This window comes from Citrobacter freundii complex sp. CFNIH2, from assembly GCF_002880615.1.
GTDB lineage: Bacteria > Pseudomonadota > Gammaproteobacteria > Enterobacterales > Enterobacteriaceae > Citrobacter_A > Citrobacter_A amalonaticus_F.
The window spans coordinates 3,083,426-3,097,859 of the sequence record NZ_CP025757.1 but is presented as its reverse complement, the minus strand read 5'-3'; the positions used below and the strand labels follow the sequence as shown (position 1 = coordinate 3,097,859).

Sequence of the window (14,434 nt, the reverse complement as noted above, 5' to 3'; positions counted from 1 at the left end):
GAAGGATGCGCCCCTCGGCGCATCCAGAATCATTCGGCGAGAAACAGTTCAAGCAGCGAGTTTAAGAACAGCTTACCGTGCCGGGTGATCTGCCAGTACGTCTCGCACTCGGTCAGATACCCCTGGGCAATGGCCTCATCAAGCGGTTGACGAATCACCGTCTCCGACAATCCCGTATACTGCGTAAATTCAGCTCGCGGCGCCGCTTCCAGCAGACGGAATCGGTTCATGAAAAATTCAAACGGCTTATCGACCTGCTCCACATCACGCTGGCTTTCCAGATAACGCCCCTGCATATAGCCACGGGGATGGCGCGTTTTGGTGGTGCGCAGAATGCGGCCATCGTGGAACGTGACCTTACCGTGCGCGCCGCAGCCAATGCCCAGATAATCGCCAAAACGCCAGTAGTTCAGGTTGTGCTGACACTGGTAGCCCGGTCTGGCATAGGCTGAGGTTTCATACTGCTGATAACCTGCGGCGGTTAATAACTGGTGGCCCTGCTCAAAGATGTCCCACAGCGCATCATCGTCCGGTAACACCGGCGGGCGAGAACCAAACAGCGTATTCGGTTCAATCGTCAACTGATACCACGAGAGATGCGGCGGATTCAGCGCAATCGCCTGGCGCAGGTCATCCAGCGCGTCGTCCAGCGACTGATCCGGCAGGCCGTGCATTAAATCGAGGTTAAAGCTGCGCAAGCCTAAGCCGCTGGCGAGATTCGCCGCGCGGCAGGCCTCTTGCGGGCCGTGAATGCGTCCCAGACGCTTCAGTTTGGGTTCGCTAAAGCTCTGCACGCCGATAGAGATACGGTTCACCCCGGCATGCTGATAATCGACAAAGCGATCGGCTTCGACCGTGCCCGGATTCGCTTCCATCGTAATTTCCGCATCCGCTGACAGATTCAGACGCGCACGCACGCCATCGAGCAGCGTTTGCATTGCCGGGCCGGAAAGCAGGCTCGGCGTACCGCCACCGATGAAAATCGTCTTCACTTCACGGCCCTGCGCATACGCAACGTCCGCGTCGAGATCGCTCAGCAGATGCCGGACGTAATCATCGTGCGGGACTTCACCTTTTAACGCATGCGAGTTGAAATCGCAGTATGGGCATTTCTGCACGCACCACGGAATGTGAATGTAAAGACTCAGCGGCGGCAACTTAACCATTACGTAAGGCTTCCAGCAGCAGCTTCAGCGCTTGCCCGCGGTGAGAAATCGCGCTTTTCTCTTCACGCGTCAGTTCGGCGGCGGTTTTGCCTTCCGAAGGCACGAAGAAGATCGGGTCATAGCCAAAGCCGCCGTTGCCTGCTGCCGTACGCGCAATCACGCCCGGCCAACTGCCATGGCACACCAGCGGTGTAGGATCGTCAGCATGACGCAGATAAACCAGCACGCAGTGGAAACGCGCCTGACGCTGTTCGTCCGGCACATCCTTCAGGGTATGCAGCAGCTTTTCCAGGTTCTGTTGGTCGCTTGCGTCTTCACCGGCATAGCGCGCGGAGTAGATCCCCGGCGCGCCGCCCAGCACGTCAACGGCCAGACCTGAGTCATCGGCAATCGCCGGTAAACCGGTGATTTGTGCGGCATGGCGCGCTTTCAGGATCGCGTTTTCAATAAAGGTTAGCCCGGTCTCTTCGGCAGAATCGACGCCGAGATCCGTTTGCGCTACCACATCAAGCCCGAAATCGCTGAGCAGCGACGCGAGCTCACGCACTTTACCGGCATTGCCGGTTGCGAGGACGACTTTTTGCATAGGATACCTAATCAGTTAATGCCGCGACTTCTGGCGGGATTTGTTGCGGATGAATGATTTTAACCTGTTTATGGCGGCCAAGTTCGCCCTTTTCAATGACAACTTGGCTCTTTGCCACGCGGAACTGCTTACCGAGAAACTTCACCAGATGACTGTTCGCCTGGCCATCTACTGGCGGGGCGGTAATGGCGACTTTCAGTTCGTCGCCATGTAAACCGACAATGCTGTCGCGACTGGCTTTCGGCTGAATATAGAGCCGTAAAACCAGTCCGTCATCGCAGCGGGTTACGGCACTCATAGCGCCATCCACAGCCCCGGCAGCAGCATATTACCGGTTGCCTGCAGAACCTCGCCAATCCCCATGTTGATCACATACAACAGCAGGACGAGAATCATTGGCGAGAAATCGATGCCGCCCATACCCGGAAGAATGCGACGAATCGGGCGCAGCAGCGGATCGGCCAGTTGAATCAGCACATACTCAATCGGGCTACGGCCCTGGCTTACCCAGCTCATGATGGCCATCACCAGCAGCACCCAGAAGATCAACAGGCCGATGGTTTTGAGCACGATCAGTACGGCGGCGATCCAGACGATCGGCAGGAACGTCACCACTTTAAACAGCACTATCGCTTTGATAAAGCTGAGGATAAACGCAACCAGCAGCGATGCGCTGTCGACCGGTCCCATCGGGGGAATAATACGGCGCAGCGGCCCAATAATCGGTTGCGTCACTTTCACCACAAACTGGGAGAAAGGGTTATAAAAGTCACAGCGAGCCCATTGCATCCACACGCGCAATAACAGCACCATGGTGTACAGCTCAATTACCGTTGAGAGCAAGAAGGTCAACGTATTCATGGCGTTCCTCAGATTTCCTTAATTTTTTGTGTAATCACGTGCACCAAAAATGGCGGTGCCGATACGTACCATCGTGCTACCCGCCGCAATGGCGGCTTCCATATCATCTGACATACCCAGCGACAGGGTATCGACGTCAGGATAGCGCGTTTTCAGCCCGGCAAATGCTACAGCCATTTGGCGGGCAACTTCAAACTGCCTTACATAATCTGACTCAGGGGCAGGGATCGCCATCAGACCACGCAGACGAAGATTCGGTAATTCGACGACCTCTGCGGCAAGCGCGTCCAGTTCCTCCAGCGGAATGCCGGACTTGCTGTTTTCATCGCTGATGTTGATTTGAATCAGTACGTTCAGCGGTCCCAGTTCTGCCGGACGCTGTTCGCTCAGCCGGGTAGCAATGCGCAGGCGGTCGAGGGTATGGCACCAGTCAAAGTGCTCGGCCACCAGACGGCTTTTATTGGACTGTAACGGGCCGATAAAGTGCCATTGCAGGCCGGCAATGCCTTTCTCGCGAAAGTGGCGAATTTTCTCCACCCCTTCCTGCACGTAATTTTCACCAAAGGCCAACTGACCGGCGGCGATGGCTTCTTCGATGGCGCTCGCAGGTTTAGTTTTACTCACTGCAAGTAACGTAACTTCTTCTGAAGCGCGCCCGCAACGCGATGCGGCGGCTGAGATTATGTCCCGGACCTGTGCCAGGTTATGCGCGATATCGTTCATTTTCCGAGGATCTGTATATGAATATGGAAGAAATTGTGGCCCTTAGTGTAAAGCATAACGTCTCGGATCTACACCTAAGCAATGCGTGGCCTGCGCGCTGGCGAAAACGGGGGCGCATGGAGCGTGCGCCCTTCACCGTAGCCGACATCACCGGACTGCTGGCGGACTGGCTGGATGAGGGGCAGCAGGCGGCGTTACGGCAAAACGGGCAACTGGATTTCGCCGTTTCGCTTGGGGATAACCAGCGCCTGCGGGCCAGCGCCTTTCACCAGCGGCAGGGGACGTCGCTGGCGCTGCGACTGCTGCCGACGCATTGCCCGACGCTGGAAACGCTGGGGACGCCATCCGTACTGCCCGAACTACTCCGCAGCGAGAATGGCTTGATTCTGGTGACGGGGGCGACGGGCAGCGGAAAATCAACCACCCTGGCGGCGATGGTCACGTGGCTGAATCAGCATATTGATGGACATATTCTGACGCTGGAAGATCCCATCGAGTATGTCTACGCCAGCCAGCGCTGCCTGATTCAGCAGCGTGAAGTGGGACTGCACTGCGCCTCATTTGCCACCGGATTACGCGCGGCGCTGCGTGAAGATCCGGATGTGATTCTGCTGGGAGAGTTACGCGACAGCGAGACCATTCGTCTGGCGCTAACGGCGGCGGAAACGGGGCATCTGGTGCTGGCGACGCTGCATACGCGCGGTGCCGCGCAGGCAATCGAGCGACTGATTGATTCTTTTCCGGCGCAGGAAAAAGACCCGGTGCGCAGCCAACTGGCAGGCAGTCTGCGCGCCGTGCTGTCGCAGAAACTGGAGTCCGACAAGCAGGAGGGGCGCGTTGCTCTGTATGAACTGCTGATCAACACCCCGGCGGCGGGGAATTTGATTCGGGAAGGGAAGTCCCATCAGTTACCCCATGTCATTCAGACCGGGCAGCAGATGGGGATGATGACCTTTGCCCAGAGCCTGCAACAGCGACAGGCGCAAGGGCGGCTTTAAAAAACGGATGGGATCAGTAGCCCTGCTCGAAGTAACTTTCGAGAATGATGACGGCGGAGGCGGAATCGATCTTACCTTTGTTCAGCGCGCGATAGCCGCCCTGTTCGAACAGGCCGGAGCGTGCCTCGACGGTGCTGAGTCGCTCATCGTGTAAGGTGACCGTAACGCCGAAACGCCCGTGAATGCGGTTGGCGAACTTGCGCGCGCGCGCGGTGAGCGGTTGCTCGGTGCCGTCCATATTCAGCGGCAGGCCAACGATGATCTCATCCGGCTGCCACTCTTTGAGCAGACGTTCGATCAGGCTCCAGTCCGGCGTCCCGTCCTGCGCTTTAATGGCAGGCAGGGCGCGCGCTGTGCCGGTTACCCGCTGACCAATCGCCACGCCGATACTTTTGGTGCCAAAATCAAAGGCCAGTAATGTTTCGTTCATCAGGCATGCCCCGCCACGCCGGGCATCGTCAGTATGTCGATGCCGATTAGTCGGGCGGCTTCACGCCAGCGATCGGCAATCGGGGTTTTAAACAGGATATTGAGATCGGCGGGAGCGGTCAGCCAGGCGTTGTCCAGCAGCTCTTGTTCAAGCTGTCCTTTCTCCCAGGAGGAGTAACCGAGCGCGACCAACACCTCGGCAGGTTGTTCGCTCGTGCCTAAGGTTTCGAGCACGTCGCGGGACGTTGTGATGACGGTGTTATCCGAGATGCGGATACTGGAGGCAAAACGCGACGGCGGCGTGTGCAGAATAAACCCGCGATCTTCCGCTAGCGGGCCGCCAAGCATCACTGCTTTATCCAGACGGATCGCCGGATCGCGCGGTTCTGGCGCGATTTTTAGTTTTTCCAGAATCCCTTCAATCTGGAGATTTTCCAGAGGCTTATTCACAATAATCCCCATTGCGCCATCTTCGTTATGTTCGCAAATGTACACCACTGAACGGCGGAAAATCGGATCCTGGAGAGCAGGCATGGCAATAAGAAAGTGATGCTGTAAATTCATTGTCAGAGGTTCTGTTTCCTGGTTCAAAAAAGCAACAGGGGTCAGTATGTGGGTAAAGCGCACGGATGTCACTACTGTAGGCCGGATAAGACGCCTGTGTCGCCCTCCGGCATCGGTGTCTTAATGCCTGATGGCGCTACGCTTATCAGGCCTACAATGCTGGTTCATGGCTGATTATTTTTGCAAACGTGCTTCGATTGCGTCCATCAGCATCCCGGTGATGGAGACCGGGAATTCGGCTTCAATCTCGCGGATGCAGGTCGGGCTGGTGACGTTAATCTCGGTCAGGCGATCGCCAATGATATCCAGACCGACAAAAATCAGGCCTTTGGCTTTCAGCGTCGGCCCGATACGGCGCGCGATTTCCCAGTCGCTCTCGGTTAACGGACGCGGTTCGCCGCGACCGCCTGCGGCCAGGTTGCCACGGGTTTCGCCGCCCTGCGGAATGCGCGCCAGGCAGTACGGAACCGGCTCGCCATCGACGACCAGCACGCGTTTGTCGCCATCTTTAATGGCTGGCAAATAGTTCTGCGCCATGCAGTAGCGGGTACCATGCTCGGTCAGGGTTTCCGTAATCACGCCGAGGTTCGGATCGCCTTCTTTAACACGGAAGATCGACGCGCCGCCCATGCCGTCCAGCGGCTTGAGAATAATATCGTTGTGCTTCTGCCAGAACGCCTTCAGTTGCGCTTTGTTGCGAGTGACCAGCGTTTCCGGCGTCAGGTCAGAGAACCAGGCGGTGAACAGCTTTTCGTTACAGTCACGCAGGCTCTGCGGCTTGTTGACGATAAGCGTCCCTTTTTCTTCCGCGCGTTCCAGAATATAGGTGGCGTAGATGAACTCGGTATCAAACGGCGGATCTTTGCGCATCAGAATGACGTCGAGGGCGTCCAGCGGCAGATCCTGCTCGCCGGTAAACTCATACCACTTGTCGTAGTTCTGCTCGACGCTCAGGGTACGCGTGCGGGCGCGGGCTTCACCGTTGATCAGATAAAGATCGGCCATCTCCATATAATGAAGTTCGTAACCACGACGTTGCGCTTCCAGCAGCATAGCGAAGCTGGAATCTTTTTTGATATTGATGCTTGCGATGGGGTCCATCACGATGCCGAGCTTGATCATTATTCTTCTCCGTTAGCCCAGATCGCCAAATCGCACCTGAAGCGCGGTAATGGCGGTGAGCGCAGTTGTCTCAGTACGCAGAACGCGAGGTCCTAACAGAATATCAGTAAACTGATAGCGTGCGGTCATGGCAATTTCCTCTGCCGACAGCCCACCTTCCGGGCCAATCAACAGACGAACGCGCTCAACCGGCAACGGCAATGTGTTGATGCTATCGCTGGCGCGGGGATGGAGGTTCAGCTTCAACCCTTCGTCCTCTTCCGCACACCAGGCTTCCAGATCCATGGCCGGGCGAATTTCCGGTACCCGGTTGCGACCACACTGTTCGCAGGCGGCAATGGCGATTTTCTGCCACTGCTGGAGCTTCTTGTTCAGACGTTCACTGTCCAGTTTAACGCCGCAGCGTTCAGAAAAAAGTGGCGTAATGAGGCTTACACCCAGTTCGATCGATTTCTGGATAGTGAACTCCATCTTCTCACCGCGCGACATGACCTGGCCAAGATGGATGTGCAGCGGCGATTCACGATCGTCAATCTCGCCATGCAGCACCTTTACGTCCACGCTTTTCTTGCTGGCGCGGGTGATTTCAGCGGTGAAAACCTGATTGCTGCCATCAAACAGCTGCAGTTCCTGACCCGGCCCCATCCGCAGGACGCGTCCGATATGGTTGGCGGCATCTTCGCACAGGGAAATCTGGCTGCCGGCGGTGATGGGCTCTGGGTGATAAATGCGGGGAATGCGCATAGTTAAAAATCCGCGTCATCTCCCCACGCAGGCTCGCCGCGCGGGGTAAGGGGTTAATCAAATATCCCGCTAGTGTAGGTTAGCTCTTTTGCGCCTGGCAAGCGCGTTGCACGTAAGGGTTATGGTTTCCCTGAGTCTTCGCGATCCGCTCGTCGCGCTCGCACTCCCAGTCGGTGACCGGATACCGCGTGTTCCAGGCGTTGAAAAGCTGGGTTTGCTGGCGGGATAGCGTCAGGTTGTACTGGTCGCGCATATAAAAGTAGGTCCGCGCAATCGCGCCGCGCGCGCGGGCGGGTGGTTCGGCGATCTTTTCTTTGAAATCGACCTTCATGGCGCATTGTCCGTACTGACCTTCGCCGCCGTTCCACTGGCTGTACATGAAGTTACCGCGATCGCCATTCACCTCACCGACGGCGGGTTGCAGGTTGTGCATGTCACTTTCCATTTTGCGATAGACCGGATCTTTGGCGCAGTTCTTCCGTCCGCCGTCCTGCCAGCACTGGCGCTGATGGCCAAACTGCCATGCCGGAACCACGTGTTCCCATTCGATTCGGCTGGCGCGATTCTCGTTCTTTCGCACTTTGTAGCCGCAGGAGTCGAGATCGACGACCCCCTTCTTGCCCTGCCAGTTGATTTTGCATCCGCAATAGAAGTCGCCAGGGACATCGGCGTTAACCTTGACGCCCGCGGTCTTTGCCTGTGAAAAACTGTTAATGCCAGCGGCCAACGTCTGGCCTGAAAGGGCTACCGTAAAAAGGGCGGCAGCCAAAGAAAGAGGACGGTACATCATGAACTCCGTATCAAAGCGAGCCCGCAACGTAACGAAAGTTGATGCGTGATGCAATCAGCCAGATCAGGAAAGTTCCTGATAGTTCTGACTATTTAAGCGGCACTAAGGGTTCGCCGCAGTGAACGCAGCGATAGGTGGCTTCGCCGCGCACAACGCGATTATGGCGACGGATGGTCAGTTGATGCTCCTGACACTGGCAGCGGTATGGGAACGTGTTGCGGCGTACTGATTGCAGTTCGAACTGATGCGTGCGGCGTGCGGGAACACCGAGCACGCTTTCCATCATCCACTTCCACTCTTTACCGTGCGGCGCAACCCGACCAAATCGCTTCCACACCAGTAAATGCGCCAGTTCATGCGGCACCACTTCGTTGATAAACGCCTCGACGTTTTCCATCAACAGCACCGGATTAAGGCGAATTTCGTAACTCTCCAGCCAGGCGGTGCCGGCAGAGGTGCCACGTTGCTGATACACCAGCTTTGGTTCGGGATAGCTGCGTCCGAGCTTCAGGTTAGCCTGAGCGAGATTTTCCCGCAGGCTGCGCATAACGGCTTGCTGGACGGCGATAGGGAGACGGGCGGTTTTCATAACGGCAGAGAATAGTGCGACAGGGACGGGACTGCAAGAGGAAGGCGTCCTCCCGCGGGGGAGGACGCAAAGGGCGGATTAATCGTGCGCGCCGATTTCGCGCAGCTTACGACCTTTCATCAGGTTACGTTCGATGTGTTCCAGCGAGACGTGTTTGGTTTCCGGAACCAGCCACAGCGTCAGCAGGATAAACAGGACATTCAGACCCGCATAGACCCAGAAGGTATTCGCGTTACCGAGGTTTTGCAGCATGGTCAGGAACGTTGCGCCGACAATCATGTTGGCAATCCAGTTGGTGGCGGTAGAGCAGGTGATGCCGAAATCGCGGCCTTTCAGCGGCTGGATTTCAGAACACAGCACCCAAATCAGCGGACCGGCGCTCATGGCGAAACCAATGATGAACATCAACAGCATTGCGATAGCAAAGTACTGCGCGGACGGCGAGTGGATGCCAACATGCATCATCGTTCCGAGGATCCCCATGCCGGCCGCCATCACCAGGAAGCCTAGCGTCAGCGTCGGTTTACGACCCCAGCGGTCAACCAGACCAATAGCGATAAAGGTGGCCAGTACGTTGGTCAGACCGACAATCACGGTGCCCCACATCTGCTCAGAGGTGTTGGTGTAACCCGCCATTTCAAAGATTTTTGGTGCGTAATACATGATGACGTTCATCCCGGTGAACTGCTGCATCACTTGCAACAGCACGCCAAGGAACACCGCGCGACGGAAGTTGCTGTTCTCTTTGAACAACGCCCAACCGCTTTGTTTCACCTGTAGGCTTTCGCGGATCTCATCCAGCTCGCGTTTGGCTTCTGCGCTGGTATCACGCAGACGTAACAGCACACGTTCGGCATCGACAAAGCGACGTTTCGCCGCAAACCAGCGCGGGCTGTCCGGCAGGAAGAAAACGCCGATCAGCAGCAGAATCGCAGGGATGATAATCACGCCCAGCATCCAGCGCCATGCGCCGCTGTAGCTGAAGGCGGTATCCGACAGATAGGCGCCGAGGATCCCGATGGTGATCATCAACTGGTACATGGAGATCATGCTGCCGCGAATTTTTTCCGGCGCGATCTCAGACAGGTACAGCGGGGCGGTGTATGAGGCCACGCCGACGGCCAGACCCAGCAGTACGCGGGAAAGGATCAGCACTTCAACGTTCGGCGCCGCAGCGGAGAACAGAGAACCAGCGACAAACAGGATCGCGCCGATCATCAGGCTTTTCTTGCGCCCGAGTTTGAAAGAGAGCCAGCCACTGCCGACCGCACCGACTGCTGCGCCGAACATCATGGAGCTGACGACCCACTCCTGAGTGTGCGCGGAGATCTGGAATTCATCCGTGATAAACGGTAATGCGCCAGCGATAACGCCGATATCCAGGCCAAAAAGTAATCCTGCCAGGGCTGCAAGGAAGCAGACAAAAAATGTCATCGCCTTATTGGAACGCCCCTGTTTTTTATTGTCAGGCATTATGCCCTCCGGTTGGGTTATCAGTTTTGTTGATAATTAGGGTAGGTGAGTACACCGCAAAAATATGTGATTGCTATCACGTAAGTGTAATCGGTTACACTAACCGTTCCTCGTGGTTTAAATTAACAAGTTGAAAATTATAGTTTAATTAAACTGAGGTGTATCACGTTTGCTCAGATTTAAGACTTAGCTGAAATAAAATGTAACAGCAGAGAAAGCCAGAACATGCAAAGTGATTATTCTGAAACTGGTGCTTTCACTCCATGGTGTAAGCGGTTTCAATTAATGGCGTACGGAAGAATCTCAGGCGGGGCGTAAATAAAAAAGGCCAGCGCGAGGCTGGCCTTAAGTCACGGATGTCGGTCGCTTATTTCAGACCGGCAGCCTCACGCAGTACTTGCGCTTTGTCGGTTTTTTCCCACGGGAAATGTTCGCGACCAAAGTGACCGTACGCGGCGGTCTCTTTGTAGATCGGGTGCAGCAGATCCAGCATCTGAATCAGACCGTACGGACGCAGATCGAAGAACTCGCGAACCAGCAGCGTCAGTTGCTCAGCAGGCACTTTCTCGGTACCGAAGGTTTCCACCATGATGGAAGTCGGTTCAGCCACGCCGATCGCGTAGGAAACCTGAATTTCACAACGGTCAGCCAGGCCTGCGGCAACGATGTTTTTCGCGACATAACGTCCTGCGTAAGCCGCAGAACGGTCCACTTTCGATGGATCTTTACCGGAGAATGCGCCGCCGCCGTGACGCGCCATGCCGCCGTAGGTATCAACGATGATCTTACGACCGGTCAGACCGCAGTCGCCCATTGGGCCGCCGATAACAAAACGGCCGGTCGGGTTGATGAAGAATTTGGTGGCCGAGTTCAGCCATTCGGTCGGCAGAACCGGCTTGATGATCTCTTCCATCACCGCTTCTTTCAGTGTCGTCTGATCGATATCTTCCGCATGCTGGGTGGAGAGCACCACGGCGTCGATGCCGACAATTTTGCCGTCGTCGTACTGGAAGGTCACCTGGCTTTTCGCATCCGGGCGCAGCCACGGCAGGGTACCATTTTTACGCACTTCAGCCTGACGCTGCACCAGACGGTGTGCGTAGGTGATCGGCGCAGGCATCAGCACGTCGGTTTCGTTGGTGGCATAGCCAAACATCAGGCCCTGGTCGCCAGCGCCCTGTTCCAGCGGATCGGCACGGTCAACGCCCTGGTTGATATCCGGGGACTGTTTACCAATTGCGCTCAGGATAGCACACGAGTTGGCATCAAAGCCCATGTCGGAATGCACATAGCCAATCTCGCGCACGGTATTACGTGTGATCTCTTCGATATCGACCCAGGCGCTGGTGGTGATTTCACCGCCAACTAAAACCATGCCGGTTTTCACGTAGGTCTCACACGCGACGCGCGCTTTCGGATCCTGTTCCAGGATAGCATCCAGCACGGCATCAGAGATTTGGTCTGCGATTTTGTCAGGATGCCCTTCTGATACGGACTCGGACGTAAAAAGGTGTTTTGCCATTTTTTATTTCACCTAAGGAGAATTTGGTTAGCTCAAACTGTTGTGCGGAAAAGCCAAAGCAGAAGATTCTACCAAGGCCTGCAGGTTAGTGACACTGGCAGTCTGAGTGTTAATCGGTATGGATGGATTAACATCTGGATGGCTATTTTAGGTCACTTCTTCACCCGATTTCCAGTATTTTTTGAATCAGCTCTCACTGTGTTGAAAACCCGGGTGGAAATTTTTGCAGACACTGCTGGCAATGTGCGCATTTATGTTTTGCTTTTTGGCGTCCATCCCGGTATAAAACGCGGCGCGCGGCTCTTACAAAAAGCGCACGACGTTTTCGTCGTGTCGCCACTTCCAGCCGGGTTAAAACGTTAGCTTTGGCTTGTGGGTGCGTTCCTGATGGAGCGACCATGGAGGTGATAAGAGATAATGAACCGTTGTATTCTGCTGAATCTGGCGCACCGTTCTGGTGTGCGTATGTCCCCCGCAATTTGCATCTCTGCTTTGCATACCTGCCGATGTTATACCCATCTCGGCGCTTCTCAGGACTCCAGAGCCGGTAACTGGCACTAAGGACTGAACAAGGGCGCTCTTGTGGAAACAAGAGTTTTCTCGTGGTTTCGCCGAACCGTCATACGTAAGTTCGGTTACGTGTTTTACAATGATATGAAAAAGAAACCGGTCGCGCAGGCGGAGTACCAGCACTTTCTGCTGGAAAATCCGACTGTTTATGGGTTGTTATCGCCTCTTCGGATTGCGATAGTAGTCAACTGTTTTACACTTGTTAATAAAATTTGAGGTTCGCTATGTCTGACGACATGTCTTTGGGTTCGCCTTCGTCAGCAGGCGAACAGGGTGTACTACGCTCCATGCAGGAGGTTGCAATGAGCTCCCAGGAAGCCAGCAAGATGCTGCGTACTTACAATATTGCCTGGTGGGGCAATAACTACTACGACGTCAATGAGTTGGGTCACATTAGCGTGTGCCCTGACCCGGACGTGCCGGAAGCGCGTGTCGATCTCGCTAAGCTGGTGAAAGCGCGTGAAGCGCAAGGGCAACGCCTGCCGGCGCTGTTTTGCTTCCCGCAGATCCTGCAACACCGCCTGCGCTCCATTAACGCCGCGTTCAAACGCGCGCGTGAGTCGTACGGCTACAATGGTGACTACTTCCTGGTTTATCCGATCAAGGTTAACCAGCATCGTCGCGTGATCGAATCCTTAATCCATTCTGGCGAACCGCTGGGGCTGGAAGCCGGTTCCAAAGCGGAACTGATGGCGGTCCTGGCACATGCCGGAATGACCCGCTCGGTGATCGTGTGTAACGGCTATAAAGACCGTGAATACATTCGCCTGGCGTTGATCGGCGAGAAGATGGGCCACAAGGTCTATCTGGTCATCGAGAAGATGTCTGAAATCGCCATTGTGCTGGATGAAGCCGAACGTTTAAACGTCATTCCGCGTCTGGGCGTGCGTGCCCGTCTGGCCTCGCAGGGGTCAGGCAAATGGCAGTCCTCCGGCGGCGAAAAATCCAAATTCGGCCTGGCGGCAACGCAGGTCCTGCAACTGGTGGAAACCCTGCGTGAAGCCGGGCGTCTCGATAGTCTGCAACTGCTGCATTTCCACCTCGGTTCGCAGATGGCGAATATCCGTGATATTGCCACCGGCGTACGTGAGTCTGCCCGTTTCTATGTTGAGCTGCATAAGCTGGGCGTTAACATCCAGTGCTTCGACGTGGGCGGCGGTCTGGGCGTGGACTACGAAGGGACCCGCTCGCAGTCTGACTGCTCGGTGAACTACGGCCTGAATGAGTACGCCAACAACATTATCTGGGCAATTGGCGATGCCTGTGAAGAAAATGGCCTGCCGCATCCGACGGTGATCACCGAGTCCGGTCGTGCGGTGACCGCGCACCACACGGTGCTGGTGTCCAACATCATCGGCGTTGAGCGTAACGAATATACCGTGCCTGTTGCTCCGGCTGACGACGCGCCACGCGCGCTGCAAAGCATGTGGGAAACCTGGCAGGAGATGCACGAGCCGGGCACCCGTCGCTCGCTGCGCGAATGGTTGCATGACAGCCAGATGGACTTGCACGATATCCACATTGGCTACTCTTCCGGCACCTTCAGCCTGCAGGAACGTGCGTGGGCGGAACAGCTTTACTTAAGCATGTGCCATGAAGTGCAGAAACAACTGGATCCGCAAAACCGCGCGCACCGTCCGATCATCGACGAACTGCAGGAACGTATGGCGGACAAAATGTACGTCAACTTCTCGCTGTTCCAGTCAATGCCGGACGCGTGGGGGATCGATCAGCTGTTCCCGGTCCTGCCGCTGGAAGGGCTGGATCAGGTGCCTGAGCGTCGTGCGGTTCTGCTGGATATCACCTGTGATTCCGACGGCGCTATCGATCACTACATCGACGGCGATGGTATTGCGACCACCATGCCGATGCCAGAGTACGATCCGGATAACCCGCCGATGCTCGGTTTCTTTATGGTCGGCGCGTATCAGGAGATCCTCGGCAATATGCACAACCTGTTTGGCGATACTGAAGCGGTTGACGTGTTTGTCTTCCCGGACGGTAGCGTAGAAGTTGAGCTGTCGGATGAAGGGGATACGGTGGCGGACATGCTGCAATACGTGCAGTTGGATCCGAAAACGCTGCTGACGCACTTCCGCGATCAGGTAAAACAAACCGGTCTGGACGATGCGCTACAGCAACAGTTCCTCGAAGAGTTCGAAGCGGGTCTGTACGGCTATACGTATCTCGAAGACGAGTAATGGCTGATGCCCGGACGACTTGAACCTGGGCAATTAAGCAGCGATAATTTACCCAATTAGTGTGTTTACGAATCAAACCCTTTCTCGTCGGGCCTA

General features: G+C 55.7%; 18 protein-coding genes. 5 read left to right on the top strand and 13 right to left on the bottom strand.

Features of this window, described 5'->3' with window-relative positions:
* Window positions 1-29: 29 nt before the first annotated feature.
* The 5 genes from hemW to WM46_RS15080 are packed head-to-tail and all read right to left on the bottom strand — an operon-like array spanning window position 30 to window position 3,336.
* Window positions 30-1,166 carry a radical SAM family heme chaperone HemW gene (gene hemW, locus WM46_RS15100; protein WP_102602688.1) on the bottom strand — a complete coding sequence of 379 codons (1,137 nt, stop codon included), beginning with the start codon at window positions 1,164-1,166 and terminating at the stop codon, window positions 30-32.
* Complete coding sequence (locus tag WM46_RS15095) at window positions 1,159-1,752, bottom strand: XTP/dITP diphosphatase (protein ID WP_061076326.1); 594 nt, start codon at window positions 1,750-1,752, stop codon at window positions 1,159-1,161. The genes hemW and WM46_RS15095 overlap by 8 nt, the downstream gene beginning before the upstream one ends.
* A gap of 7 nt (window positions 1,753-1,759) precedes the next feature.
* Entirely contained in the window at window positions 1,760-2,050 is a 291-nt protein-coding gene (gene yggU / locus WM46_RS15090) for a DUF167 family protein YggU (protein WP_044255664.1), read from the bottom strand.
* Window positions 2,047-2,613: a YggT family protein gene (locus WM46_RS15085; protein ID WP_042998061.1), complete on the bottom strand. Its 567-nt coding sequence runs from the start codon at window positions 2,611-2,613 to the stop codon at window positions 2,047-2,049. Before WM46_RS15085 ends, yggU begins: the two co-directional genes overlap by 4 nt.
* Window positions 2,614-2,631: 18 nt before the next feature.
* Window positions 2,632-3,336 carry a YggS family pyridoxal phosphate-dependent enzyme gene (locus WM46_RS15080; RefSeq protein ID WP_102602687.1) on the bottom strand — a complete coding sequence of 235 codons (705 nt, stop codon included), beginning with the start codon at window positions 3,334-3,336 and terminating at the stop codon, window positions 2,632-2,634.
* A gap of 17 nt (window positions 3,337-3,353) precedes the next feature.
* Between WM46_RS15080 and WM46_RS15075 the strand changes: the two genes are divergently transcribed.
* Window positions 3,354-4,334, top strand: a complete 981-nt coding sequence (locus WM46_RS15075; protein WP_102602686.1) for a type IV pilus twitching motility protein PilT — start codon at window positions 3,354-3,356, stop codon at window positions 4,332-4,334.
* 13 nt (window positions 4,335-4,347) lie between these two features.
* Here WM46_RS15075 and ruvX read toward each other — a convergent pair whose 3' ends face one another.
* The 8 genes from ruvX to metK all read right to left on the bottom strand — a co-directional run bounded on the left by ruvX (window position 4,348) and on the right by metK (window position 11,567).
* The gene (ruvX, locus tag WM46_RS15070; protein WP_102602685.1) at window positions 4,348-4,764 is read right to left on the bottom strand and encodes a Holliday junction resolvase RuvX; all 417 of its coding nucleotides are present in this window, start codon (window positions 4,762-4,764) and stop codon (window positions 4,348-4,350) included.
* Complete coding sequence (locus tag WM46_RS15065) at window positions 4,764-5,327, bottom strand: YqgE/AlgH family protein (RefSeq protein ID WP_061076329.1); 564 nt, start codon at window positions 5,325-5,327, stop codon at window positions 4,764-4,766. The genes ruvX and WM46_RS15065 overlap by 1 nt, the downstream gene beginning before the upstream one ends.
* A 174-nt stretch (window positions 5,328-5,501) precedes the next feature.
* Window positions 5,502-6,449 (bottom strand): glutathione synthase, encoded by a 948-nt coding sequence (gene gshB, locus WM46_RS15060; protein ID WP_102602684.1) that lies wholly within the window; start codon window positions 6,447-6,449, stop codon window positions 5,502-5,504.
* 12 nt (window positions 6,450-6,461) lie between these two features.
* Window positions 6,462-7,193 carry a 16S rRNA (uracil(1498)-N(3))-methyltransferase gene (gene rsmE, locus WM46_RS15055; protein WP_102602683.1) on the bottom strand — a complete coding sequence of 244 codons (732 nt, stop codon included), beginning with the start codon at window positions 7,191-7,193 and terminating at the stop codon, window positions 6,462-6,464.
* A gap of 79 nt (window positions 7,194-7,272) precedes the next feature.
* Entirely contained in the window at window positions 7,273-7,980 is a 708-nt protein-coding gene (gene endA, locus WM46_RS15050; protein WP_102602682.1) for a deoxyribonuclease I, read from the bottom strand.
* A 91-nt stretch (window positions 7,981-8,071) separates the two neighbouring features.
* Window positions 8,072-8,572 (bottom strand): SprT family zinc-dependent metalloprotease, encoded by a 501-nt coding sequence (locus tag WM46_RS15045; RefSeq protein WP_061076333.1) that lies wholly within the window; start codon window positions 8,570-8,572, stop codon window positions 8,072-8,074.
* A 78-nt stretch (window positions 8,573-8,650) separates the two neighbouring features.
* Window positions 8,651-10,045, bottom strand: a complete 1,395-nt coding sequence (gene galP, locus WM46_RS15040; RefSeq protein WP_042324088.1) for a galactose/proton symporter — start codon at window positions 10,043-10,045, stop codon at window positions 8,651-8,653.
* Between the two features lie 367 nt (window positions 10,046-10,412).
* The gene (gene metK, locus WM46_RS15035) at window positions 10,413-11,567 is read right to left on the bottom strand and encodes a methionine adenosyltransferase (protein WP_102602681.1); all 1,155 of its coding nucleotides are present in this window, start codon (window positions 11,565-11,567) and stop codon (window positions 10,413-10,415) included.
* A 138-nt stretch (window positions 11,568-11,705) separates the two neighbouring features.
* On the opposite strand from metK, the gene WM46_RS15030 reads away from it, so the two are divergent.
* The 4 genes from WM46_RS15030 to speA all read left to right on the top strand — a co-directional run bounded on the left by WM46_RS15030 (window position 11,706) and on the right by speA (window position 14,338).
* A complete protein-coding gene (locus WM46_RS15030; RefSeq protein ID WP_081093728.1) occupies window positions 11,706-11,930 on the top strand; it encodes a hypothetical protein in 225 nt (74 codons plus the stop codon).
* 54 nt (window positions 11,931-11,984) lie between these two features.
* Window positions 11,985-12,128 (top strand): hypothetical protein, encoded by a 144-nt coding sequence (locus WM46_RS26770; protein ID WP_316245625.1) that lies wholly within the window; start codon window positions 11,985-11,987, stop codon window positions 12,126-12,128.
* 93 nt (window positions 12,129-12,221) lie between these two features.
* On the top strand, window positions 12,222-12,353 hold the full coding sequence (gene yqgB, locus WM46_RS15020; protein WP_043001726.1) for an acid stress response protein YqgB: 132 nt from the start codon (window positions 12,222-12,224) through the stop codon (window positions 12,351-12,353).
* Between the two features lie 8 nt (window positions 12,354-12,361).
* On the top strand, window positions 12,362-14,338 hold the full coding sequence (gene speA, locus WM46_RS15015; protein ID WP_042998051.1) for a biosynthetic arginine decarboxylase: 1,977 nt from the start codon (window positions 12,362-12,364) through the stop codon (window positions 14,336-14,338).
* Window positions 14,339-14,434: the final 96 nt, after the last annotated feature.